This is a genomic window from Croceimicrobium hydrocarbonivorans, from assembly GCF_014524565.1.
Lineage (GTDB): Bacteria > Bacteroidota > Bacteroidia > Flavobacteriales > Schleiferiaceae > Croceimicrobium > Croceimicrobium hydrocarbonivorans.
Map to the genome: position 1 here is coordinate 1395553 of NZ_CP060139.1, position 23890 is coordinate 1419442.

Below are 23890 nucleotides of genomic sequence, written 5' to 3' on the forward strand. Positions count from 1 at the left end.
AGGATAGCAAATAGTGATAATAAAGCACATTGAAGACTTAACGCATTATTTTTATCCTAATTTTGTAGCCAATTTCGCGACGCGTAAATCATGGACAGATTTTCCTTTCTTGGAGGAGTACACAGTACCTTTATTGACGATCTATATCAACGTTACCTAAAAAGTCCGGATAACATTGAACCCAGTTGGCGGGCTTTTTTCCAAGGTTACGATTTTGCCCGGGAAGAATACGGAGACGAAGCTGCGGCGGGTATCGCTTACAATCACGATGAGATTGTAGCCGAGATTCGCAAGGAGTTTCAGGTTTTAGCCCTGATCGACGGATACCGTACCCGAGGCCACTTGTTTACTGCCACCAACCCCGTTCGTAGTAGACGGGAATATGAGCCCAAATTAAATATCGAGAATTTCGGATTACAGCAAAGTGATCTGAATTTACCCTTTCAGGCGGCCAAAGAAATCGGCTTTAAGGAAAGTAAAACCTTAGCGGAGATTATTCAGCGCTTAGAAGAGGTATACTGCCGCAGTATTGGTATTGAGTATATGTACCTTGGTGATCCAGAGCGCATTCGCTGGATTCAGAGTCAATTGCATGTAAACAATAATCACCCTGATTATACTGCGGATGAGAAAAAGCTGATCGTTCGCAAATTGAATGAGGCAGTGGCTTTTGAGAACTTCATTAACCGCAAGTTCGTAGGCCAGAAGCGTTTCTCTATTGAAGGAGCTGAGAGCTTAATTCCTGCTCTGGAGTTCGGTATTCGCCGCGCTGCCAATTTGGGAGTTGAAGAGTTTGTGATGGGTATGGCCCACCGCGGTCGATTGAATGTACTCTCTAATATCTTCGGCAAAACTCAGCGTGACATCTTCTCGGAATTTGAAGGCAAAGAGTTCGAAGATGAAGAATTTGACGGTGATGTTAAATATCACTTAGGCTACACTACCACCAAGGAATTGGACAGTGGTAAGATCATTAAACTAAACCTCTCCCCTAACCCATCGCATTTGGAGGCGGTAGATGCCGTAGTTACCGGTATTGCCCGTGCCAAGATTAATACGGCGCATGGCAAGGAGAAGGATAAGGTAATGCCCATCTTGATTCATGGTGATGCCGCCGTGGCCGCTCAAGGTATTGTATACGAAGTACTCCAAATGGAAACCCTGGATGGTTACCATACGGGAGGTACCGTACATATTGTAATTAATAACCAGGTGGGCTTTACCACCAACTATCTGGACGCTCGTTCCAGTATTTATTGTACCGACATTGCCAAAACTGTTCAGGCACCGGTACTGCACGTTAATGGTGATGATGTAGAGGCTGTTATCCACGCCACCTTATTTGCGATGGAATACCGCCAACGTTACAATCGCGATATTTTTATTGATCTCTTATGCTACCGTAAATACGGTCATAATGAAGGGGATGAGCCTCGCTTTACCCAGCCTTTATTGTACAAAGAGATCAGCAAGCACCCCAATCCAATGGAGATCTATTCCAAAAAATTGGAAGACAATGGGGTAATTGACAAGGCCTTTTTAAAGAGCCTCGAAAACGATTTCAAGGAAGTGCTGGAAATGCGCTTCGACGAATCGAAGAAAATTGAGAAAAACACCATTACTCAGTTTATGGCCGATGAGTGGGACGGTTTCCGTACCGCTGAGCCGAAGGATTTCAGCCAATCTTTGGATAGCTCCTTCGACATCGACAAACTGAAGTCAATCGCTCGTACTATTACCACCTTACCAGAAGGTAAAAAGTTCTTCGTGAAGATCAAGAAATTGATGGAAGACCGCTGGAAAATGGTGGATGAGCGCAATAGTCTGGATTGGGGTATGGCCGAATTATTGGCTTATGGTTCCTTAATCGTGGATGGCTATAATGTGCGGATTAGTGGTGAGGATACCGAACGTGGTACTTTCTCCCATCGTCATGCGGTGATTAAGGTGGAGGACTCCGAAGAAGAGCATATCCTACTGAATAATATCCCTGGTCGTGAAGGCCGATTTGCCATTTACAATTCCTTGCTCTCCGAATATGGAGTAATGGGCTTTGACTATGGGTATGCCATGAGCTCACCAGAGACTTTGGTAGTTTGGGAAGCACAGTTTGGGGACTTCTTTAATGGTGCCCAGATTATTGTAGATCAATTTTTATCGGCTGCTGAAGACAAGTGGAAGGTGCAAAACGGATTGGTATTGTATCTGCCCCACGGCTATGAAGGTCAAGGTGCAGAGCACAGTAGCGCACGTTTAGAGCGTTGGTTACAGCAATGTGCTCAGTACAATATGCAAGTGGTAAATATTACCACTCCGGCTAACTTCTACCACATGATTCGTCGTCAGATGCTGCGGGATTTCCGTAAGCCATTGGTAGTAATGACGCCAAAGAGCTTATTGCGTCACCCCAAGGTGCAGTCTCCATTAGAAGATCTGGCCACCGGACGTTTCCGTGAATTATTAGATGATCCACGGATTGAAGACCGCTCGAAGGTTAAGAAATTGTTCTTCTTGAGTGGTAAGCTTTATTATGATATTGATAAGGTTCGCGATGAGAAGCTGGTTGAAGACCGTGCTTTTATTCGTTTAGAACAATTGTATCCATTAGCTTCGGAGCAAATCAATGATTTGATTGCCAGCTATCCGAATGCCGATGAAATATATTGGGCCCAGGAAGAACCCATGAATATGGGTGCCTCCTGGTATGTGCAAATCAATTTCCCTGTTAAGGTGAACAAGGTATTCGCCACTCCGGCCAGTGCCAGTACCGCTGCAGGATCATCGAAATTGGCGGCCCTCAAGCACAATAATCTAATCCAAGAAATATTCAACACCTAGATTTCAATAATTACCATGAGTGTAGAAGTTAAAGTTCCTTCACCCGGAGAATCGGTTTCCGAAGTAGAGATTGCCAGTTGGTTGGTGGCCGATGGCGATTATGTTGAAAAAGATCAGGAGATCGCCGAGATCGATTCTGACAAAGCTACCCTGGCTTTACCCGCCGAAGAAAGCGGCGTAATCAAGCTAATTGCTGAGGAAGGTGAAGCGGTAGAAGTAGGTCAGGTGATTGCAACAATTGACACCGATGCCGCCGCTCCAGAAGGTGGTAGCAGTGCTCCTAAAGCAGAAAGCAAAGCTGAAGAGAAAAAAGAAGAGGCCCCTGCTCCCAAGGCTGAGGCTAAAGAAGAAAGCAAGCAAAGCTATGCTACTGGTTCTGCTTCTCCTGCAGCGAAAAAGATTATTGACGAAAAAGGATTAGATCCCAGTCAGATTACCGGTACCGGTCGTGATGGCCGCATTACCAAGGACGATGCTATTAAAGCAGAGGCCAGCATGGGAACTCCAAGCAATGCCGCTCGTCCTAGCAGCACTTCTCGTATGAGCAGTCTGCGTCGTAAATTGGCTCAGCGTCTGGTTAGCGTTAAGAACGAAACAGCGATGCTTACCACCTTTAATGAGGTGAATATGCAGCCAATTTTCGATCTGCGTAAACAGTATAAAGAAGACTTCAAAGAAAAGCATGGAGTAGGTCTTGGCTTTATGAGCTTCTTCACCTTAGCGGTAACTCGTGCTTTGAAAGAATTCCCACAGGTAAACAGTATGATCGATGGCGACAATTTAGTGAGCTTCGATTATGCCGATATCAGCATCGCGGTAAGCGGACCCAAAGGTTTGATGGTTCCTGTACTGCGCAATGCCGAATTAATGAGCTTTGCGGGTGTTGAAAAAGACATCAAGCGCTTAGCTACTAAGGTTCGCGATGGTAAGATTACCGTTGATGAGATGACCGGTGGTACCTTTACCATTACCAATGGTGGCGTATTTGGCTCTATGTTGTCTACCCCAATCATTAACCCTCCTCAGAGCGCTATTTTAGGCATGCACAACATCGTTGAGCGTCCGGTAGCAGAAAATGGTCAGGTAGTGATTCGCCCGGTGATGTACGTAGCTCTAAGTTATGATCACCGTATTATCGACGGACGTGAGTCGGTAGGCTTCCTAGTAGCGGTGAAAGAAGCTTTGGAAAACCCAGCCGAATTATTGATGAACAATGATCCTAAAAAAGCCTTAGAGCTTTAATCAGGAAACTAGCATAATGAAAAGCCCGGCCAAATGGTCGGGCTTTTTTGTTGGGACAATTTAAAGATTCACCGGTTCTGCCTCAGAGATCTTTTGCGGCCAAGCCAATTTAATCTCTTCTTGGGCGGCAACCGAAAGCTCTTTTAAGGGCTTAGCAAAACGATTCTGCGCCATTTCTTCCCGCAATTCATTGTAGGCCGCAGCCAATTCATTTTGCACCGCGATATAAAGCTTATAGCTGGTCCCGCGATCATTTTGTAAAGACACCACCGCCTTTTGGGGATTATCTGAGGAGCTAAGACTTTGTTTGGCATTCAAACAATACTCACAAGTCCCATCGCCATTATTATTCAAGAAGTCCCGAGTAGCCTTACGCAGGTCTTCTAGGGCCATCAGCTCCCCTTCGACCATCAGTTTATCTTGAGCATTTACTAAAACCGTAAAGATGTTCCTTTGGTGAATGATACTGGAATTCGGCAAGGGTTCATCCTGAATGGGCGGTAGCTTTCGAGTGATACCAGCGTCCACATCCATGGTGGTGGTTACCAAAAAGAAAATGAGAAGGAGAAAGGCAATATCGGCCATTGAACCGGCATTGATCTCAGCAGAAGCACGTTTCGACATAATTAATTGTTTTTAAGAAAACGGGCTTCCGTCGAACTCTGGTATTGGCAATAGGGCATAAAAAAACATCCGCCCCTCAATTGAGAAGCGGATGTTCCAACAAATACTGTATTCTCAGACTATTTACGTCTGTCTTCGAAAACCTCTCCCTTACGGGTAGAGTAGTTTATTTTCAAGGAATTTGCTCTTCGCAATTCCTGTTTGATATCGGTAATGAATCCCATTTTCACGTCTTCATCCGCTTTAATGGAAACCGTCATCAAGGGTCTTTCAGCTTCGTTAATCTCCTCGCGGGCGGCAATAACAAAAGGTTGTATTTCACCAACACGAGCGATCGCATCGTCTAATTGCAGGACAGGCTCTGTTCCCAATTGGGGAGCATAAGCAGCTTTAGGTTTACCTACATAAAGGTAGGTAACCAAAGATTTACGCTCCAACTTCTTAATCTCGGTCGCAAATGGCTTTTCGTTCTTCACCTTTAAGGTTACTTCCCGCATAACGGTAGTTACCATAAAGAAGAACAGCAGCATAAATACGATATCCGGAAGAGAAGCCGTAGAAATCGCGGGAGTACCGCCTCCTGATTTTTTCTTAAACTTTGACATATTAACCTAAACTTACCGGTTCTGCTTCGGAGATCTTTTGTGGATAGGCATCGCTGATTTCTTTCTGAGCAGCCTCATCAAGATCATCAAATGATTTACCGTATCTACGTTGAGCTAATTCTTCCCGAAGCTCATTATAGGCAGCCGCCAGTTCGTTCTGTACAGAGATATACATCTTGTACGAAGTACCACGGTCGTTTTGCAGAGAAATAATTGCTTTACCAGGATTATCTGAGGAAGTTGGACTTCTCAGGGCTCCGGTACAGTAATCACATTTTCCGTCGCCATTATTATTAAGGAAGCGTTTAGCTGCCTCACGAAGGTCTTCGAGTTCCATGTACTCATCCTCCACCAATAATTGGTTGCGGGAGTTTACCAGAACGGTGAAGATATTCTTCTTTTTAATGGGGGGAGGATCTTGCAATTGTTCTTCATCCCATGGCGGAAGCTTACGATTGATCCCTGAATCCACGTCCATGGTAGTGGTCACGAGGAAGAAGATCAACAGCAAGAAGGCAATGTCTGCCATCGAGCCGGCATTAATTTCGGGTAATGCACGCTTTGCCATAGTGAATTATTTACTGAATAAACGAGATACTTCTGAATACAGAATCGCTACGATTGCTGCAGCAGTTAACACATAGAAGGTTCCTAATCCCATACCGATACGGGAAGAAGTGCCTTCGGTAATATCCAACTTAGCGTAAGTTGTAGTTGCATCCGTGCCGTCGCTCAGTGCGTAAGTCAAACCAAAGATTACGATTAGACCTACGATACCGACAAGGGCACTTTTAGCCCCACCTGGGTTCTTTGCAATATTGAGCACGGAAAATCCTAAAATGCCAATAACGCAAACCCCAATCAGGACATAAGTGAGATAAAGTCCAGTATCTACCATCTTAATCGTCTAATTATTTGTTTTCGAAACGAACTAACATGTCAACCAAAGAGATAGAAGCATCTTCCATGGTGTTCACGATAGAGTCAATTTTCGCAATGATATAGTTGTAGAAAATCTGTAAGATAATCGCTACGATCAAACCGAATACAGTGGTCAAAAGGGCTACTTTAATACCCCCTGCTACCAGTGATGGAGAAATATCTCCCGCTGCTTCAATCGCGTCGAAGGCGTCGATCATACCGATTACAGTACCCATAAACCCAAGCATAGGAGCCAAGGCAATGAAAAGAGAGATCCAAGATACGTTACGCTCTAAAAGACCCATTTGTACAGAACCGTAGGAAACGATAGATTTTTCAACCATCTCGATACCTTCGCCACTGCGCTCTAAGCCTTGGTAGAAGATGCTGGCCACAGGACCGCGAGTGTTACGACAAACTTCTTTAGCTGCCTCAACACCACCGCTTTGCAGGGCATTTTCGATTTCAGCTAATAATTTCTTGGCGTTTGGAGTAGCCATATTGAGGTAAAGGATACGCTCGATACAGATGGCCAAACCTAAGATCAGGGTAATTAATACGATACCCATGAATTCAGGACCACCTTCGATGAATTTTTCTTTCAATACTTGGTGGAAAGACATATCCTCTTCAACCGCAGTTTCTTCTTCGGTAGTCGCAGGAGCGGCTTCTTCTTGAGCAGGAGCTTCTTCTGCAGCTGCCATTGCTGTGGTGTCCATATCCTGTTGAATAGTGTCGGTGGAAGTTTCCTCAGCCGCAGCTGCTGCATTGCCTTCCTCTTGGGCCATCAAATTGGTGGTTCCAAACATAATGGCTAATACAGCCAAAATAGAGAGTGCTCTTTTCATTACAGTAGTTCGTTGATTAAATTTTCGGTGAAAATAAAAAAATGGCTCGAAAGCTTAACGGCCAAAGTCCTTTAATATTGGCATTTGCTTTCGAAGCGTCAAAACTAATACAGATTTTGGGCTTAATATAAAATCTGGGTTAATTTATCATAGATATTTTCTAATTTCGCAGGCCCAAGAAGGAGAGGTGCATGAGTGGCTGAAATGGCACGCCTGGAAAGCGTGTATACCGCAAGGTATCGAGGGTTCGAATCCCTCTCTCTCCGCAAGAATCCCGATCAGCGACAGCTGTTTCGGGATTTTTTTTACCCATGAACCAAGCTGCGAAGCGAGCTTGAGGGAAATGGGCAAGAAAAAGACCAGAGGCATGAGCGCAGCGAAGGCTTGGGATTCTTGGTTATGGAATCCAATAAGGGATCAAGGACTGAAAGGAGTTAATCTCTTTTTTTAGATGTGAGAATTGAGACCGCGGGGCTGGGAGTTTTGAGACTTGTATCTCCTTTCAAAACTTCATTTATCACAAAGGACTGCTTGCTCGTAATACAAGGAATGAAAAAAGCCCGATAAGCCGAAGGCTTTGGAGAGATGTGAGAATTGAGACCGCTTCGCTGGGAGATTTGAGACTTGTATCTCCTTTCAAAACTTCTTTTATCGTAATGGACTGATTGCCAGCAATACAAGGAGTGAGAAAAGCCCGACAAGCCCAAGGTTTTGGAGAGATGTGAGAATTGAGACCGCTTCGCTGGGAGATTTGAGACTTGTATCTCCTTTCAAAACTTGATTTATCGTATAGGACTGCTTGCTTGTAATGCAAGGCGTGATAAAAGCCCGACAAGCTGAAGGCTTTGGAATAGATGTGAGAACTGAGACCGCTTCGCTGGGAGATTTGAGACTTGTATCTCCTTTCAAAACTTCTTTTATCGTAATGGACTGATTTTCAGCAATACAAGGAGTGAAAGAAGCCCGACAAGCTGAAGGCTTTGGAATAGATGTGAGAACTGAGACCGCTTCGCTGGGAGATTTGAGACTTGTATCTCCTTTCAAAACTTCTTTTATCGTAATGGACTGATTTCCAGCAATACAAGGAGTGAAAGAAGCCCGACAAGCTGAAGGCTTTGGAATAGATGTGAGAACTGAGACCGCTTCGCTGGGAGATTTGAGACTTGTATCTCCTTTCAAAACTGACTTTTATCTATTGTAAAAGCTTGCCAGTAAATGAGTCTATCAGACAAAGGAGTTTAAGCTTAGCAAAAAACCTCGGCATCAACCTCCCTCCCTATTTCAACTAAGGCTCCCTAAGACCTATTTTCAGCTCTTAAAACATGAGCTATGGAAGAACATTTTTAATCAGCATTAGACTGATGCCTAAGCCCAGCAAGATTCCCAATAGCCCAAAGTAGCTGTGCTTTCGATCAAAGTATATGGCGAGTATCAATAATACGCAGGCATGGAATAGCGCCGTTCCCGTGGTAAATAGCATTATAAACATATCTCCTCCGGATTCCCTCCAACCAATCCCTAAGTAAACCGCAAAATAAGCAAGTACAATTAGGAGGTTTTGTCCAATATTTTTCCAAATATCCCGCATAAGGATGCCCCATTTTCAGGCTGTTTAGCGTTCATCTTTTTAATGAGTGTCCTAAATAAGCTTCTTAAAAACTAGTTACCTGTTCTGCAAATCTTCCAAGTTATTAATTTGGCCAATTCTCGAGTACATCTTCCAGGCACCATTCTCTTTTAGCTGCTTCAAAATCCAGCTCCCTCCGGTATAGCAATCTTGAGCTCAAGCTTAGTTGGCCATGCTGATCATGCACCACCTCCTCTCTCAGAATCTCAAGTAAATCCGACTTCCTTAGATAGAGGTCCACATGCCTATATAATGGCCCTTCTCTTTGCCCAAACTCCGCTTTTAAAGCAAAGTGAAAGCAATCAAATTCCCTATCCTCTATAATTATAATGGTATCACCTAGATAGTACGAATACCCAATTTCCCGATCAAGGTCCTGTTCAATTTCATCAATAGACCGGAGGCTATCCTTAAAACTAAATTGACTATAGCGTATTGTATCTCCTCTATCGCCAATAAACTGAAGTGAAATCCCATCTTGAGTTAAGGAATAACAATAGGGATCAAAAATGTAGCAATCCTGTCCTAAATCGCAATAAATTCGAAATTGCCATTCCCCTCGTATCAATGAAAACTGATCTACTGTACCGGAGTAGATTCTGGCACCTTTATTCTTTAATAAGGGTTGATTTAGGGTGTAACGATATTTGCAAACCCTGAGCTCAGTTTGCCCATATGCAGCTGCCGAAGAAAAAAGTAGAAATCCGGTGATTAAAAGTGTTTTACGCAGCATATTTCATGGCATTTTTGGCATGGATTCCCTTTAATGAGCTCTTTTGCATATCCAGCTATCGAAGCTTAATCGATCTCCACTTGCCGCAGCGGAGATCTTGCCCGAATAAACTTTATCCCCCAAGAATAGCTCTGTCCGGCATAAACCAACATTCGATAATGAAAACGACCCAATGGAATTTCTCCCGCTTGCACACTTTCATAAAAAAGCAATGCAGAGGTACTCATCTTCAGGGCCTCCCTTCGTAAGTCCGAGCCTTGTTCAAAACTCCAATCGCTTTTTTGAAGCGAGTCCCTTAGACTCTTCATTCGATGAATTAAACCTATATTCTCTGTAATAGCAGCCTGTGCCATACTGGTGCTAGTATCTCCTTTAAGCCTTAATGTATGGGGATCCAAGCCTCCGCCGTATTCCCCTGAAATCAACATCATTTCCTCCACTACTTGAACCATCTCCTGCATCAAACTATCATAGGCATCAGGATTCTTAATCCTTTTATACTCCCTTTGAAAATCGGAGCGAAGATCTCCAGAAGTGAAGGATACCAAATGATGTAAATCGAATACCAGATCGCTGTAAAGATCTGGCTCAGAACCTGCTTGCTCCCTTGATGGTTTACAGGCGGCAAGAGCCCCAATTAAAAGAAGCCCCAAAAATGAAATCCGGGCGATGAATAGAAATTTGCGCAGCATTGGTCAGGAAGATAAATAGCTTTTCCGTAAATATATGACAGAGCGGTATTTGAAGTTATTTAAGCATAGGAATCTTACTTAGATAAAGCTATTTACTAAAAAGCATTTCGAGGTTTTCTAATAAATGAAAAAGACAAATAGCATTAAGCACTAAAAATAGAACTGAAAACCAACATCGCTTTTTAAGATTTCTTGGTGCTAACAAATACCCTATTGCTGGCAATAGATTATAACTTGAAAATAAAAACAGGTAGAAAAGCGCTAGTCCTTTCTCCGTTCCTCTGTTTTCAGAAAAATCCGCCACAGCGATTGATACCATTGGCACTAAAAAGAGAAGGAGGCATAAATAGGAAAACAGGCTATTTATTCGCAGTAGATTTAGGATCTTGGTAAAAATAATTTTCCCATCCTGATTACAGACACCGACATGAAAAAAAGCAAAGCCTTAGTTCTCTCTTTTGCCATCCTATTCGCTCTCGTAATGGCCGCTTCATGCAGGAGTCCTAGTCCAGATTGTGAGTGCCTTAAAACGGGTGTCTTCCAATCTTTAACAGCAGACAGCTCTTTCATCTACCGCAATCATTCTCATGAATTAAACATTAACCAAAGGGGAGATAGCATGCATCTGGAAATCGAATGGCCATCGAATTGCAATTATGTTCTTCATTTTGTTTCTAGCACTGATCCGAAATACCAAAACCAGCAAAATCCCGATTTGAGCATTCAAGTCGATAAAATTGACTTCCAAGACAGTCTCTACTATTATACCGCTAGCATCAACAAACTTGAGATAAAAGGGAAGGTGCGCATGTTGGAGTTTAATAAAGTGGCTAGGTGAAAAGATAAAATCCCCTAAGGGCAGAATCTTCAGCCTCTACACAGAGCACTGGCTTCTAGTTTAAAAGACCCACATCATTCCTCCTTTTGTTTCCAGGAGAACTGGAGATTATGGATCAATATGCCGGCTTGAGAGATTATTGATTTTTCCGTTCGACAGGAAACCACCCAAGGGGAATCATTTTCTTCATTAAAAAAATTCTGGTATTCATCGTCATAACTTGAATAGGCCTCCCGCGGCTTCCCGAATAAATCGACAAGATCAGTATAGGTCAAATCGAAGTTTCCTGAAAGAAAAAAGCGATCGATAATCTCATTGGTAGAGTTTATTCCAATCACAGAAAAAAGCGCATTGCCTGAATCATAGTAAACAGTCCCAAAACCATTACTAGCCTTCATTGAGCCCAGTCTATTTCCTGTTTTCCAAAAACTCAAGTCTCTGTGTTCCGTTACGAATTTTAGTAATTGCGGAAGGGTATGAATATCTAAGGATTTCAGCTGATTAATCATAAAGCCAACTTATTCTCGCCAGGAACCCGAAAGCTGCTTAAAAACGGATACTGGTTCCTGAACACTTTACCCGACATATCATCAAGCTCACCAATTAAAGATCAAACTAAAGCAAATAAACACCAGATGAAGCCCTATCAAAAGCTTAGTTACCAATAGATCCCCTTTTAAATCAGAAATAATATTGGAATGCTGTAATAGCCAAGCTCTCTTGTAAGTCCCCCATTATTCCAACAGGTCTAAATTATCGATTTTAGGCAATAAGCCTTTGTTTAAATTCTCTTGGAGACATGTCTCCAAGAGAAGAATGCGGATGGTTTTGATTGTAGTCTTCCATCCAATGATTGATTAACTCTTGCATCTGCGTCTTCGTTTCAAAGAGATAAGCGTTGAGCACGTCTTCTCTCAGGGTGCGGTTAAAGCGTTCACAAAAGCCATTCTGCATAGGTTTTCCTTTCTGTATTCTTAAGTGTTTTATCTGATGTCGTTTGCAAAACTTTTGAAAGGCTTCTGCCATAAACTCTGTTCCGTTATCAGTTCTTATGGTAAATGGCTTACCGTGCCACTCTATTAGCTGCTCAAATTGCTCTACTACATGTTCGGAAGGGAAACTGCTGGATACCTTGCAAGCCAAAGCTTCGCGGTTGTAGTCGTCAATAATGTTGAGCACACGCATTTTCACACCATTCTCTAAGCGGTCCTGCATGAAGTCGGCACTCCAACATAGGTTAGGAGCTAAAGGCTGCAGCAACACCTCTTTGTCAGGGTTAGGAATACGTCGCTTCCATTTCCTCTTGCGCTTGTTCCCCAGTTTGATGTACACCCTGCGGATACGTTTCTTGTTCCAGGCATAACCCTCTTTACGAATACGCTTGGTATAAAATGGGCAGCCACGCGCAGGATAATGCTCCGCGTACCAGCGTAGCTTTTCCTCTACCTCCTTATCGTCTCGCTTGGATATATAGTAATATCCAGAGCGCTCAAGGCTAATGATTTTACAGGCCCTGGCAGTACTGACAGCGTAATCCGCTTTAATCTGCTTTGCTAAAAACCTCTTCTGACAGAGCCCTAGAGCTTTTTTTCCACCACATCCTTAAGGATCCTGTGGTCTAAGCTCAAATCCGCATACATCTGCTTTAGCTTCGTGTTTTCTCGCTCTAACTCCTTGTACTTGCGTAGCATTGCTGAATCCATGCCTCCGTACTTCTTGCGCCAGATATAAAAAGTATTGGCGCTTATACCTAACTCCTTGCAGATATCCTGTACTTTCTTACCAGCCTCATGCTCCTTTAAAGCCTGGCTGATCTGGCTTTCACTAAATCTTGATTTTTTCATAGTCAACAGTTTAAATTTACACACTTTTAAACTGTTGGATTTTTAGGGGGACTTACACATATTGAGGAATCTTTAATTGAAATGGAAATCTTCCTCAAAACTCAAGGCTTAACCTTCTGTTTTCGTTTGCCTTTTTTTTTTGCAACAATAAAGAAGAGTCCCAAACCAGGCCAAAGCTTCCGCCTTTTTATCACTACCTGGCGGGACACTACCCTCATTACTTACTATGGCGTAATGCTGAAACTTCTACTTCAAATATTGTATCTAAATTCCCAACATGATCATTTTCAATATAATATCTCCTGTAATCATATAGGCTTTTATGAATACTATATTTATAGTTGCATTTATGATCATTATGCTCTAAAGCACTTTGAATATAAAAATTTGAATCATCTGCTTCGTTCAAATTTAAGGGGTAGCGATTTATCAAGGTATCAAATTGTGGACCTTTAATAGGAAAAAAGAAGGCATAGTAATAAAGAGAATCCTTTTCAAAATTGAATTGATGATAGACTTTTGTATTTATATTATTGATGTTTATTTCCGTAAATGCGATATATACCTTATCAGAAAGGTATACATCTAGATCGCTTCGGTCAACAAAACTAAGGTCGGAAAATTCATCTTTAACCTCATTTTTCGACATCCCCAGGTATAACACATTGGAATCTTTAAAAGGGGTATAGAAACTACATTTATTTTTTAATCCTGCATTATTATTAATGCAACTAGAAATTAAAATGATTATATACGATAAAATAATATACTTTCTCATTCCCCCTGTTTAGCTTTAAGTTCCTTGTTTCTGCTATATAGTTCAGATACTCCTTCGGTATCATTGGTAAACTCCACGCCTGCCCAATTTATATCTTAAAACCTTTTAAATCGAATATTTTTCCCGCAGTCCAGTTCTCTGGAGTATCTTCAACAGCAGGCGATCCACTTTCAATAGGATCCTTTAACTATGGATATTTATTAGCTAACCATGTGTTTTCTTAGTAATTGTAGAAAATTGCATGTTCCTCTTGCTAGCTGTTATGGTGTTTCCCATCCAAATCGTTCTTAAGATGAGCGACTGTCCCATGAAGCAAAGCTAATGTTAAGAGCGAGCCTCTTCCTATTCTTTTTGTCTTTTATTAGCACTTTTCACCTGATAGGCACTCCTCTTCATGACCTTTTTCATAGTCAACTACTTAAAATTATCCTTTTTAAACTGTTTCGTTTTCAGGGAAGATAACCAATCCTTACTCTATCAAAATACCGAATACTCCCCGTTTCGATACCATACAATCTTATTCGAAGTTGAGTCCTGATAGACCAAGCCAGTCATCGACACACCGCTGTTATCGGTAAAACTGTAACCATACATCTTTCCCTCCTCATTTTCGGTAACCCTTAAGTCCTGGACCCCCTCAAAATACCACTTTAGAGTAATCCACTTTTTTATCTTATTTGGGTCTAATTCCCCAATTAGAATTAAATATGAAACGTCATGCTTAATGAAAGGCCCAGAAATGTAAATAACCGTATTTCTACGATGATCAAAGCCTATGAGGGCAGTTGGTAATGGTTTTGACTCACCTAAACCTTTAAACAACCACTCCGGATATACTTTCTCAGTTGAATCACTCTTAGTGTATTTTATAGCAAAACCTAAATCACTAACCCCATATAACTCAATACCATCATCTCGCAAAACCTGTAAAGAATCATCCAAGCTTTGAATTTGGCAAGTATGAATGTAACCAGGTGGCAAGACCATTTTTGGGACTCTAATTTTCTCATATTGCACAGGTTGACTTATGGTCGTTCCTATGTAACATAAAAAATTATTGATCACTTCATCTTTAACCCAATTTGGAAAGTTTTGGCCATTTGACTCAGAGCATATTAGAGTGAAAAGCGTAAAAATCAAGTATTTCTTCATTAGCCCCTATCTATTTAATCTGACAAATTAGACATTAAATTTCCAACCTGGCTACTGCCATGACAGTGATCATCTAGATCGACTCGCCCCTATGCAGCCCTTTAAACTTAAATGAAGTATTCTAACCTACTGTCCTTTTTTTGAGATGGGAAAAGAACACATCCTTCTCATCGCCATTCGGAAACCCACCTGTTCTTATCAGCTTTAGTCCTTATAAAAGATGGGGAAATCGCCACCTTTCAACAGCCGTTTAAAATTTTCGTTTTTACTTCCCAATAAATAAAAGAGCATTAAAAGCCAAGGCTCGCGGAATAACAAATAATTGATGTTTAGATGATAGCAAGTAGCTAAAAGGATATGCTGGATTTTCAGCGAATAGAACACAACAGAGGCTAGCTTTTAACATTGAAAGAACAGGCATCACTACGGAGACCAGATATAATCCACATCTTCAGGACTTTGAGTAATTTAAAGAATACCACGCTCTGCCGAAATTTGGATTCTAAATATTCTCAGCCTTCGATCACTATTTGAATAATCAGTTTTTGCATTTAAATATCTATGCTCCCTCAAGGCTTTCGAAGTGAGCTTTATTTCGACTTCAGCAAGCTTAGTAGCGGAACTCCCCTTCTCGGTTGAAATCAAAGAAGAACTTACCTCAATAGAAGTGTTTAAAACCGATGGAGGGGGATATAAATTATGACTGAGGCTTTCAGAATTTGTTCCTCCACTAAAATCCACAGGCAAGAGTCTTATTTTATTAAATTTTTCCTGATATATAATATTGGCTTCTATTAAATATAAATAAGAACCTTCTTGCTTCAAAAAATAGATGTTGTCTGAAGAATCCGTTCTCTCAAATAAGTTTACAGGGTAGTAGTACTCAGATCCTACTGATAGCCATTCTGAAAAACTCAAGTTTGAAATTAGGCCCTGGAATTGAGGTGCACCTATTAATCCTAAACTATCGCAAGGCTCTTTACATTTTTCACCACCAGCAATATCGCCTTTCCCTTGCTTACCTTGATTGACACATGAAAGCAACAAGGTCATAATAAGCACTAAACAATAATGTACTTTAACCTTCATTTAATCACTCGCAAATCGACTGTGTTTTTCTTAAAACCAGACCTGGATTATTAAGCAAACAAACACTATCGACCTCACAATGTTACCTGCAAAACCTTTACACCTTAGCACTTCCATCCCAAGTAGCAACCTTCATAAATAAACAAGTTTGAATATACAGTTTTAATACCTGAAGTGGATTATGCTTTTTTCAATCTTGAATGAAGGCTAAACCTTTCTAAAACCTGCTAGATTCCTAAATATCACTGGTACGTGCTATTCTGACAATTTTATCCGAACAAAGTCGATCCTGTACAAATGGAGTTAAAGGAATAAACAAGGAGTCAGCTGAAAAAGCTATATAGTCACTTAACTTTCTAAAACCTTTTATCTCAGTAAATGTATGACAACCATAAAAGCTAACCGCGTTTGCTATTTCCGACAATATCTTTTTATTTAAGTCATCATCAACCGAAAATTTCACCTTTCTTTTTCTGTTTAAATCATAGTTAAAGACCACACTACGAGGCAAGGGATAAGCCTCACCGTGATATAAATAAGTTGTAAAAACTATAGATATGAGTTTGTCAGATGCATTCATGACTTTATAAGTCAAACTTAACTGTGCTGAATCAGGATTAGCAAGCCCTTTCAGTTGTCCTTTTAATGAGTCTACCAAGAAGGTAACAGCCATGTTAAACCCGGAGTCATCCTCAATAAACGGATACTCTATATCAAAATTGAAAGTGCTTTGGTTTTTACTAAGAACCTCCGTGCTACTTTTATTTTGGGGGTTTTTAACATGACCACAACTTAAAAACACCATAAACACTAAAAAAATGCCAGCAATTCTCTTCATACGCTTGTCTCAATCTTGACTAGTTAACATCTATCTGAGCTGATTCATTGTAGAGAGGATCCGACTCGAAGAGGTCACAGCCTATAAATGCAGCTATTAATCCACTTCTATTATTGACGCAGGCTTGAAACATCCTAAATGGTTGATAAAAGAAATAATCCATAGTTGCTTCAAAATGAGCGGGCGAACTATAATTTACTTTCCAATTATATCCCATAACCTGCCATACATCCCATGAATACCATTATTTGCATCAATAACCCTGTTTTCACCACAAGAATAAGGAGAGTTATGAGGATAATCGGCTGCTAATTTTTCGATACTAAAAGGCCTTCCTAAAATTGGTTCATACCTTCTAAAGGTCCATGATTCCATTTGAATCACAGGCCTTAGGTTTGATAAAAATAATGACTTTAATTAATTCAATACGAAACACTTGACTCAGAGGGCCAATCCGCTAGCTCACGTTTTAAGAATGGCCCTGTAAAAACTGTTTTTTCACCTTCCTCAGTTATGATTTCAGAAAAGAAGATGTTACTGTTAACCTTAACATTTTCCAAACAATCCTCAGAGGTGCTTTCTGAACAGAGGTAAAAAGAGTGGGTAGGAATAAAAAACCATCCAGAGGTAAGCTTTCCAGTAATATGTCCTATTCCTAACGTTCTTCCAGAAAGAAACCAAAGCGCAATTATAGAGCTGACTAAAAGCCAGCTAAGCCAGCTTTTCTTTTTGAAAAACCAAAGTCCAATAAAGGCAGCTATCAAAAGACCAAAAGAAGTGAGTAGATCAGGACCTATGATAGTGCTAGTAGAAAGCGTACTACCTCCAGTAAATAAATGTAGTCTTAGCTCACTCACTGTCCCTAATAAAGTAAGGGCCAAAAGAATAACCATTATAGTTAATCTAACAAAGCTTCTCTTTTTCATTATTAATTTCTGTTAGGGCTGCCCCACTTGGAATTGAAATATCTTTCTGCTCCTCGGATTGAATAAGAACTTGATCCTATTGAACTGAAGTAGCTGAAGTAGATCCATCAAATGAAAGGACAATTATAGCCCAGCAAAACTAAATTGGCACTAATTGAAGTTATAGAAAACCATTCAGGGCTGGCTGCACTGCGCTCATCAAAACCAGAAGCTCTCCTCGCTTCATTTTAACATTAAATTTTTCTTCTAATTTATAGTAGGCATCACCGAATCTTCCATTGTCAATTATAGACCTAATACCTCATGGAAGCACCTCAATTCTTGTAAAAACAAGGCTTTGACCATTAGCAGTAGACAATAGGGAAAATTCATCAGAGTTCCATTCATAAAAGAAATAATAGCTTGTGGTATCATATTCCGTTATTTCACTAAAAAAGAACTCATTTGAATCTGCTTTATAAAGTCTACCATATTTCTCTATTTCTTTAGAAATTAATATTTTATAACTATCCTGAAAGTACAAGCTATCCTTTGGGTTTTCATAGGAGTTCACCACTGAATCGCCGCTAATTTCTATTTCAACAAAGGAATCCTCAAGCTTCCATTTTCCCTGAATATCTGCTAATATTTTATCGCATATGGAAATTTCAACAGAAGGACCTTCAGAACATTGAACTAAAAAAACAAACAATACACTAAGGCTAAAAAAGATTCGTCTCATCATTATTTTACTTGTCTTTCCTCTGAATGGCTAGCATTATAATTAATAGTCTTTATGATTGTTTCTCTATCTTTTCTGCAAACAGCCTTATCTACACACTGGCACCTTTTAACCCTTATTCAGCTAATACCCTAACTCACATTGGCTTTCCTTGATGCCCTTTCCTTCTTAAAAAAACCTCTACCTCAATTAATCACCGTATTATCCAAAACTTCATAAGTGTAATGATCCCCATTGAGATCTGAGTCAAACTCTATTTTATCACGACTTACCTCAATACCTGAAGGCTGTAAATGATAAAAATAAATTCGAACCAATTCATCTAGCTCTCCGCCATGGTTTTTCTCCCAATAGTCAAATTTAAAATAGTACAAGTCCGGAGCGAAAAAATAGCCTGAAACCAAGTCCACTTGTCCATCGCATTTAAGTCCAATTACCCCTTTCTCAAAACCTTTAAGCCTTAGTGAGCCCGGAATAATCCACCTACCTCCGGTGACTGTGTCTTTCTTAGGATAAATCCAGTACTTGTAAAACCTTATGTACTCATCTTCTCCAGTTTGACAAGTCACTTTAATAGAATCAAATGGCCTTGCACTAAATCTGATGGCACTATATTCCCTATTCAAAAATGGTTGTACATAGTGTCTAAAACTGTTTACCCAAAAATAATTTTGGGGATTCACTTCAAAATATTCAATAGTAGCCCTAACTTCAATTGCACCATATATTTCCTCCGCTACATCCTCACTTACCTGACACCAACTGATTCCATTAAAGGAAATAATAATCACTATAATTATTAGAATCTTATTCATAATTCAAAATTATAGAAACTAATACAGCACTTCAATAGCACCTAAGTCTTAGTCTCACATTCCGATAAAAGAAGCCCAGCAAAACTCCAAATATTTTCTCCTGATAGCCTATTCCCTCCCGAAACTTACCTTTGCCGCATGCGGCTATTTCAGTCCTTTTTCGGCTATCTCTTTTTAGGGCTTCTGCTTATGCAATGCTTTGGGATCTATCCCTCCTTTCGCTATTTGCAGCAGCAGATACGCCAAGAGGTAAAAAGCCGTATTAAAGCCGGTATACCAGAAGAGGAATTAATCGCCTTTCGATGGAACAGCATTAAGGAGCAAGCGCAGTGGACCAAAGCCGGAAAAGAATTTCGATATCGAGGGGAGATGTTCGATATCATTCGTAGTGAGGGCTCAGATTCTGACTTACTATTTTACTGCTTCGCCGATCTTAAAGAAAAAGGTCTTTTTGATGGCTTAAATGACTTGGTTCGGGCTTCCGGTTTCGGAAACAACCAGCAACCTGGCCCTTTAAAAAGCTGTCTGCAATGGTTCTTTAAGATTTTCCTTTCTGAGCAGCCTATAGTTTTTAAATTATCGATTCAGCAGCAGTCATTTCAAGCTCAAAGCTTTTATTATCTACCCTTCTTAGGAGAAGCTTTTCTAAACCTGCTTGACCCACCGCCTGAAGCCTAGATCTCTATTTCAAAGCCTCCTTATTCAGGAGCGCTATTTCAGAATCTGATTTGAATTTCGAAAGACCTCCGCGGAGGTCTAAACCTATTTATTTCCATCATGAAAAATCTATATATCAGTGCCCTAGTACTTTTGCTGGGTGCACAGGGCTGTGGTCGTTTTCAAAATGCTGAGAACGAAAGCAAAGCCCCTCAAAACCGCATGGTTTGCCTCTCTAAGCAATATACCGAACTGCTCTATGCCCTAGACCTCGACTCCAACTTAGTGGCAGTAGATCTCTCATCTACCTACCCTCCAGAAACCGCTCAACTAACTACAGTTGGCTATCATCGCGCATTAAGCGCTGAAGCGGTTTTAGCTGTAGAACCCAGCCTAATTCTGCACGATAATAATATCGGTCCAGAGCATGTTCAAAAACAATTGGAAAACAGCGGGGTGCCTATTAAAGCCTTTGAAACGAAAAGTAGAGATTGGGCGGGAACCCTGGATTTAATTCGGGAAATGGGCTCCTATTTTAAGGTTGGCTCCAAAGCCGATTCCCTGATTATAAGCATGCACCGCGCCATGGAACAAATTAAAAGGGAGCAAGACAGCAGCTTAACTAAACCCAAGGTTTTGGTAATCCATTTTGGACGAGCCAGCAATGTGTATTTGGTGATGACCTCCAAAAGTACCGGAGCGAAAATGATTGAGCTGGCAGGTGGCACCGTTCCCTTTGACGGTAAAGGTGGAATGCGTCCGCTTTCCCCGGAAGTATTTGCCGAAATGAATCCCGATATAATCCTAATGACCAATTTCGGATACGATCGTTTGGGAGGACTAGAGGAAATTCTAAATCTTCCCGGAGTTCGCCATACCAAAGCCGCTCAGGAAGGCCGCATCTACCGAATTGAAGAACATGACCTGGTATACTTCGGTCCGCGCAGTCCGGAAAACATCCAGTTGATTCGCAAATTCATTCGCGATGAAGCCTAGGCTCATTTTAATCATTTTAACCCTATTACTGCCCCTGTCAGCCCTGCTCAGCTTGCGCTACGGGGCAGTTGCCATTACTTGGAGCGAAATATTCAATGCCCTCAACCCCGGCTCGGAAAGCAGCTTGCATGAGAATATCTTCATAAACTTGCGCTTACCCCGCATCTTTCTGGGCATTCTCTGTGGATCAGCACTTAGTGTGGGTGGTGTTCTATTGCAGGCCCTTTTTCGCAATCCTATTGTAGAGCCCGGCCTTATTGGCACGAGCTCAGGAGCCGCTTTTGGAGCCGCCCTTTACTTTGTGATGGGCAATAGCTTGCCAGCGCTCTTTGGTAGTGCAAGCCTTGCGGTGATCAGTATTCTCGGCAGTTTATTGGCGACGGCCATTTTACTGGCTTTCGATCGACAAGGACGTGGGGCCGAAATTCAAATTCTCTTAGCCGGTGTGGCCATTAATGCCCTATTTATGAGCGGCGTTGGCTTTATGAGTTATTTGGCCCGTGATCCTCAAGCTCGCTCCATTAACTTTTGGAATTTAGGCACCCTCAGCGGAGCCACCTGGACCAATGTAAGCTTTATTGCCGCAATCATTATCCCAACCCTGATCTTAAGCCTGCGAACCGATCGCGCCCTCAATGCTCTTAGCTTAGGAATTTCTGAAGCAGCACATTTAGGAATTAAGGTGCGACGCTTTCGCTGGATGATCATCAGTGCCCAAATTGCCCTGGTAGCGATGGTAACGAGCATTGCCGGAATTATTCCATTTGTGGGCCTCATTGTACCCCATATCCTGCGTTTATTGGGCGGCGGGGAGCATCGCTATCTTTTGCGAGGCAGCCTCTTACTAGGCCCTTCTATGGTCCTTTTAACAGATTTAATGGCCCGCACCCTATTGATGCCTGCGGAAATCCCTTTGGGGATTCTAACTTCCTTCATCGGAGCACCGCTATTCCTACTATTACTCCGTAAATCCATTCGAAGTATTCAGCTATGATTGAAATCAAAAATCTCAGCTTCGCACATGGCTCCAAAACCATCTTTGCAAACATTTCCTGGCAAGCCAAAGCTGGATCCCTAAGCTTAATCCTGGGAGCCAATGGTGCCGGAAAAAGCACCCTTCTCAATCTCCTGGCGGGAGACTATCCTCCCCAATCGGGGGAAATCCTTTGGGACCAACATGCTTTACAGCAAATTAAGGATGCCGCCTGTTACCGCGGCGTATTAAGTCAGCAGCATGCCTTGCACTTCCCCTTGCGCGTGGATGACGTAGTAGCGCTAGGTCGTTATCCCCATGCCCGCAGAAAGCCCGGCCTAAAGGACCAAGAAATTGTAGCTGCTGCACTTAAACAATTTGAACTGGAAGAACTGGCGGCCCGCAATATTCAAAGCCTTAGCGGAGGCGAACAACAGCGGGTTCACTTCGCTCGGGTTTGGGTACAAATGCAGAATGAAAATCGAGCTCGCAATCCCCTGCTGCTCATTGATGAACCCACCACCTTTTTAGACATCCATCATCAATGGAAATACCTCCAGGCTATTCGTGAAGAGACCCAAAAAAACCAATGGATTAGCATTGGAGTACTGCATGACCTAAGCATGGCCTATCAACTGGCAGATGAAGTTTTAGTATTGCATGAAAATAAGGTGCTGGCTTGCGGACCTACTCAAGAGGTTCTAGTTCCAGAATTAATCAAAAAGGTTTTTGCCGTGGAAAGTAGAATTGTTGAAGGGCAGCTGCTGATTGATGGGGTATAAGGATCAAACTGCAAATTTGATCCAGTTCTGCAAATTTGATCCAGTTGCAACTGGCTCGAATTTGCAATTCGAGTCAGAGCTATTCGAGCCAAAACAAAAAAAGGCGGCCCTTTCGGAACCGCCTTTTCTAATTGTATTTGTCAAGATTAAAATTGTAAGCTCACCTTACGGTTTAAGAACTGATCATTCTCATCAAATGGCATGGTTTCTCCCATCTGAATGCTAATCTGAGCATCCGTCATACCAAACTGCATTAAAAAGTCTTTTACAGCGGTTGCACGACGTTGCTTGAGGTTATTGTTGTAGTCATCCGAGCCCACCTTATCCGCGTAAGCAGTTAAGACCACCTTGGCGGGTTTGCGTTGCGCAATTCGGGCTAAGCTCTTTTTAGCTTCAGCGCTGAGGCGATCGCTATCAAAAGCGAAATAAACCTCCTCTACATTGGCTAGGGTAGATTTGGATTTAGCCGCCTCTTCTTTTAAGGCATCCAACTCATCTTTTAAGCTGCTGATTTTACTTTCCTTAGCTTCCAGCTCATCTTCCTGCTCATTAAGGCTATTGCTGAGATCTTCAATCTTACTTTGGTTCACCATCGGGGTGCTATCCTGACTTTGTCCTTTCACATTCAGATAGTCGATCCCGAAATAATCTACGGTATAAGTAGGTTTCTTTTCCTTCGATCCAAAAGTATAAGCTACGCCCAAAGCAGTAGTTAAATAGGTATCGCTACCTGCTGCTTCATTAAAGCCATCAAATCCATCATCATAAGCCACATTGTACAGTACCTCCAAATCTACGCGCCAGGCATTATTGATCTCATACTGCAAGCCCATGCCTACGCGGCCTCCCCAGAAATTATCATTATTCGCTTGATCAGGCGCATCATCCGCCAAAAGGAATTGCTCAGAATCGTAAGAGCCATAGCCCAATCCGATTTTGGTATACACATTCCATCGACGGTTTACCATTCCTGGATTGAGGTTATTCCAAATGAAAATTCCATCCAAACCGGTAAGGTTAAACTTGCCCGAATAGTACTCCACATCGCTGGCGCCGGAAATACTGGCACGACGGTGACTTAATTGAACGCCAATCAGAGGATTGAACATATACTCCAAATACAGCTCAAAACCCATATCGAAATTGGTTTTCGGACCATTTAAGCCATACATATCCTGAGCTAAAGGACCATCAAAACGATAGGAAGGCAAATCGTAAACATGCATTCCGCGTAATCCGAAAGTCCAAGGCTTTAGATTGGCATTTAAATCAGTACCACCGCTTTGAGCTTGAGCGCTAAACGAGGAGGCAGTAACTAAAAGTAGGGCAACTAACTTTTTCATTGTCATGC

26 protein-coding genes and 1 tRNA gene are annotated in these 23890 nt (G+C 41.7%); 8 read left to right on the top strand and 19 right to left on the bottom strand.

The genetic code is table 11. The features are described from left to right. The first annotated feature begins 90 nt into the window (after positions 1–90). Both H4K34_RS06465 and odhB read left to right on the top strand, forming a co-directional pair. On the top strand, positions 91–2838 hold the full coding sequence (locus tag H4K34_RS06465) for a 2-oxoglutarate dehydrogenase E1 component (protein WP_210760008.1): 2748 nt from the start codon (positions 91–93) through the stop codon (positions 2836–2838). 15 nt (positions 2839–2853) lie between these two features. Next, positions 2854–4080 (top strand): 2-oxoglutarate dehydrogenase complex dihydrolipoyllysine-residue succinyltransferase, encoded by a 1227-nt coding sequence (gene odhB / locus H4K34_RS06470; RefSeq protein WP_210760009.1) that lies wholly within the window; start codon positions 2854–2856, stop codon positions 4078–4080. A 60-nt stretch (positions 4081–4140) separates the two neighbouring features. Here the strand turns inward: odhB and H4K34_RS06475 are convergent, their stop codons facing one another. The 5 genes from H4K34_RS06475 to H4K34_RS06495 form a co-directional block, all read right to left on the bottom strand. After that, entirely contained in the window at positions 4141–4704 is a 564-nt protein-coding gene (locus tag H4K34_RS06475; RefSeq protein ID WP_210760010.1) for an ExbD/TolR family protein, read from the bottom strand. 119 nt (positions 4705–4823) lie between these two features. Further along, positions 4824–5309, bottom strand: coding sequence for an ExbD/TolR family protein (locus H4K34_RS06480; RefSeq protein ID WP_210760011.1), 486 nt, complete (start codon positions 5307–5309; stop codon positions 4824–4826). A 1-nt stretch (position 5310) separates the two neighbouring features. Further along, complete coding sequence (locus H4K34_RS06485) at positions 5311–5877, bottom strand: ExbD/TolR family protein (RefSeq protein ID WP_210760012.1); 567 nt, start codon at positions 5875–5877, stop codon at positions 5311–5313. Positions 5878–5883: 6 nt separating this feature from the next. Beyond that, positions 5884–6207: a hypothetical protein gene (locus tag H4K34_RS06490; RefSeq protein WP_210760013.1), complete on the bottom strand. Its 324-nt coding sequence runs from the start codon at positions 6205–6207 to the stop codon at positions 5884–5886. Positions 6208–6220: 13 nt separating this feature from the next. Next, the gene (locus H4K34_RS06495; protein ID WP_210760014.1) at positions 6221–7078 is read right to left on the bottom strand and encodes a MotA/TolQ/ExbB proton channel family protein; all 858 of its coding nucleotides are present in this window, start codon (positions 7076–7078) and stop codon (positions 6221–6223) included. Between the two features lie 181 nt (positions 7079–7259). On the opposite strand from H4K34_RS06495, the gene H4K34_RS06500 reads away from it, so the two are divergent. Further along, positions 7260–7344 (top strand) — tRNA-Ser (locus tag H4K34_RS06500). 1425 nt (positions 7345–8769) lie between these two features. On the opposite strand, the gene H4K34_RS06505 is transcribed toward H4K34_RS06500, so the two are convergent. Both H4K34_RS06505 and H4K34_RS06510 read right to left on the bottom strand, forming a co-directional pair. Beyond that, positions 8770–9438 (bottom strand): hypothetical protein, encoded by a 669-nt coding sequence (locus H4K34_RS06505; RefSeq protein ID WP_210760015.1) that lies wholly within the window; start codon positions 9436–9438, stop codon positions 8770–8772. A 65-nt stretch (positions 9439–9503) separates the two neighbouring features. Next, positions 9504–10130: a hypothetical protein gene (locus tag H4K34_RS06510; protein ID WP_210760016.1), complete on the bottom strand. Its 627-nt coding sequence runs from the start codon at positions 10128–10130 to the stop codon at positions 9504–9506. A 427-nt stretch (positions 10131–10557) separates the two neighbouring features. Between H4K34_RS06510 and H4K34_RS06515 the strand changes: the two genes are divergently transcribed. Beyond that, the gene (locus H4K34_RS06515; RefSeq protein ID WP_210760017.1) at positions 10558–10968 is read left to right on the top strand and encodes a hypothetical protein; all 411 of its coding nucleotides are present in this window, start codon (positions 10558–10560) and stop codon (positions 10966–10968) included. Between the two features lie 74 nt (positions 10969–11042). Here the strand turns inward: H4K34_RS06515 and H4K34_RS06520 are convergent, their stop codons facing one another. From H4K34_RS06520 to H4K34_RS06570, 11 genes are all read right to left on the bottom strand, one after another. Continuing rightward, entirely contained in the window at positions 11043–11477 is a 435-nt protein-coding gene (locus tag H4K34_RS06520; RefSeq protein ID WP_210760018.1) for a hypothetical protein, read from the bottom strand. Between the two features lie 253 nt (positions 11478–11730). Next, positions 11731–12513, bottom strand: coding sequence for an IS3 family transposase (locus tag H4K34_RS06525; RefSeq protein WP_210760547.1), 783 nt, complete (start codon positions 12511–12513; stop codon positions 11731–11733). 32 nt (positions 12514–12545) lie between these two features. Beyond that, entirely contained in the window at positions 12546–12812 is a 267-nt protein-coding gene (locus H4K34_RS06530; protein WP_210757338.1) for a transposase, read from the bottom strand. A 217-nt stretch (positions 12813–13029) separates the two neighbouring features. Next, positions 13030–13590, bottom strand: a complete 561-nt coding sequence (locus H4K34_RS06535) for a hypothetical protein (protein WP_210760019.1) — start codon at positions 13588–13590, stop codon at positions 13030–13032. Positions 13591–14067: 477 nt separating this feature from the next. Beyond that, positions 14068–14742, bottom strand: coding sequence for a hypothetical protein (locus tag H4K34_RS06540; protein ID WP_210760020.1), 675 nt, complete (start codon positions 14740–14742; stop codon positions 14068–14070). A 468-nt stretch (positions 14743–15210) separates the two neighbouring features. Further along, positions 15211–15831, bottom strand: coding sequence for a hypothetical protein (locus H4K34_RS06545; protein ID WP_210760021.1), 621 nt, complete (start codon positions 15829–15831; stop codon positions 15211–15213). Positions 15832–16066: 235 nt separating this feature from the next. Beyond that, the gene (locus H4K34_RS06550) at positions 16067–16669 is read right to left on the bottom strand and encodes a polysaccharide deacetylase family protein (protein WP_210760022.1); all 603 of its coding nucleotides are present in this window, start codon (positions 16667–16669) and stop codon (positions 16067–16069) included. A gap of 195 nt (positions 16670–16864) precedes the next feature. Beyond that, the gene (locus H4K34_RS06555; protein WP_210760023.1) at positions 16865–17044 is read right to left on the bottom strand and encodes a hypothetical protein; all 180 of its coding nucleotides are present in this window, start codon (positions 17042–17044) and stop codon (positions 16865–16867) included. A gap of 47 nt (positions 17045–17091) precedes the next feature. Further along, entirely contained in the window at positions 17092–17595 is a 504-nt protein-coding gene (locus H4K34_RS06560; protein WP_210760024.1) for a hypothetical protein, read from the bottom strand. Positions 17596–17896: 301 nt separating this feature from the next. Beyond that, positions 17897–18319, bottom strand: coding sequence for a hypothetical protein (locus H4K34_RS06565; RefSeq protein ID WP_210760025.1), 423 nt, complete (start codon positions 18317–18319; stop codon positions 17897–17899). Between the two features lie 182 nt (positions 18320–18501). Beyond that, positions 18502–19131 carry a hypothetical protein gene (locus H4K34_RS06570; RefSeq protein ID WP_210760026.1) on the bottom strand — a complete coding sequence of 210 codons (630 nt, stop codon included), beginning with the start codon at positions 19129–19131 and terminating at the stop codon, positions 18502–18504. A 138-nt stretch (positions 19132–19269) separates the two neighbouring features. Here H4K34_RS06570 and H4K34_RS06575 point away from each other — a divergent pair, with 138 nt between their 5' ends. The 4 genes from H4K34_RS06575 (at position 19270) to H4K34_RS06590 (ending at position 22539) form a co-directional block, all read left to right on the top strand. Then, complete coding sequence (locus H4K34_RS06575) at positions 19270–19809, top strand: hypothetical protein (protein WP_210760027.1); 540 nt, start codon at positions 19270–19272, stop codon at positions 19807–19809. A gap of 99 nt (positions 19810–19908) precedes the next feature. Further along, complete coding sequence (locus H4K34_RS06580) at positions 19909–20784, top strand: heme/hemin ABC transporter substrate-binding protein (RefSeq protein WP_210760028.1); 876 nt, start codon at positions 19909–19911, stop codon at positions 20782–20784. After that, the gene (locus tag H4K34_RS06585; protein WP_210760029.1) at positions 20774–21778 is read left to right on the top strand and encodes a FecCD family ABC transporter permease; all 1005 of its coding nucleotides are present in this window, start codon (positions 20774–20776) and stop codon (positions 21776–21778) included. Before H4K34_RS06580 ends, H4K34_RS06585 begins: the two co-directional genes overlap by 11 nt. Further along, complete coding sequence (locus H4K34_RS06590) at positions 21775–22539, top strand: ABC transporter ATP-binding protein (protein WP_210760030.1); 765 nt, start codon at positions 21775–21777, stop codon at positions 22537–22539. The genes H4K34_RS06585 and H4K34_RS06590 overlap by 4 nt, the downstream gene beginning before the upstream one ends. 146 nt (positions 22540–22685) lie before the next feature. Here H4K34_RS06590 and H4K34_RS06595 read toward each other — a convergent pair whose 3' ends face one another. Then, positions 22686–23882: an OmpA family protein gene (locus H4K34_RS06595; RefSeq protein WP_210760031.1), complete on the bottom strand. Its 1197-nt coding sequence runs from the start codon at positions 23880–23882 to the stop codon at positions 22686–22688. Positions 23883–23890: the final 8 nt, after the last annotated feature.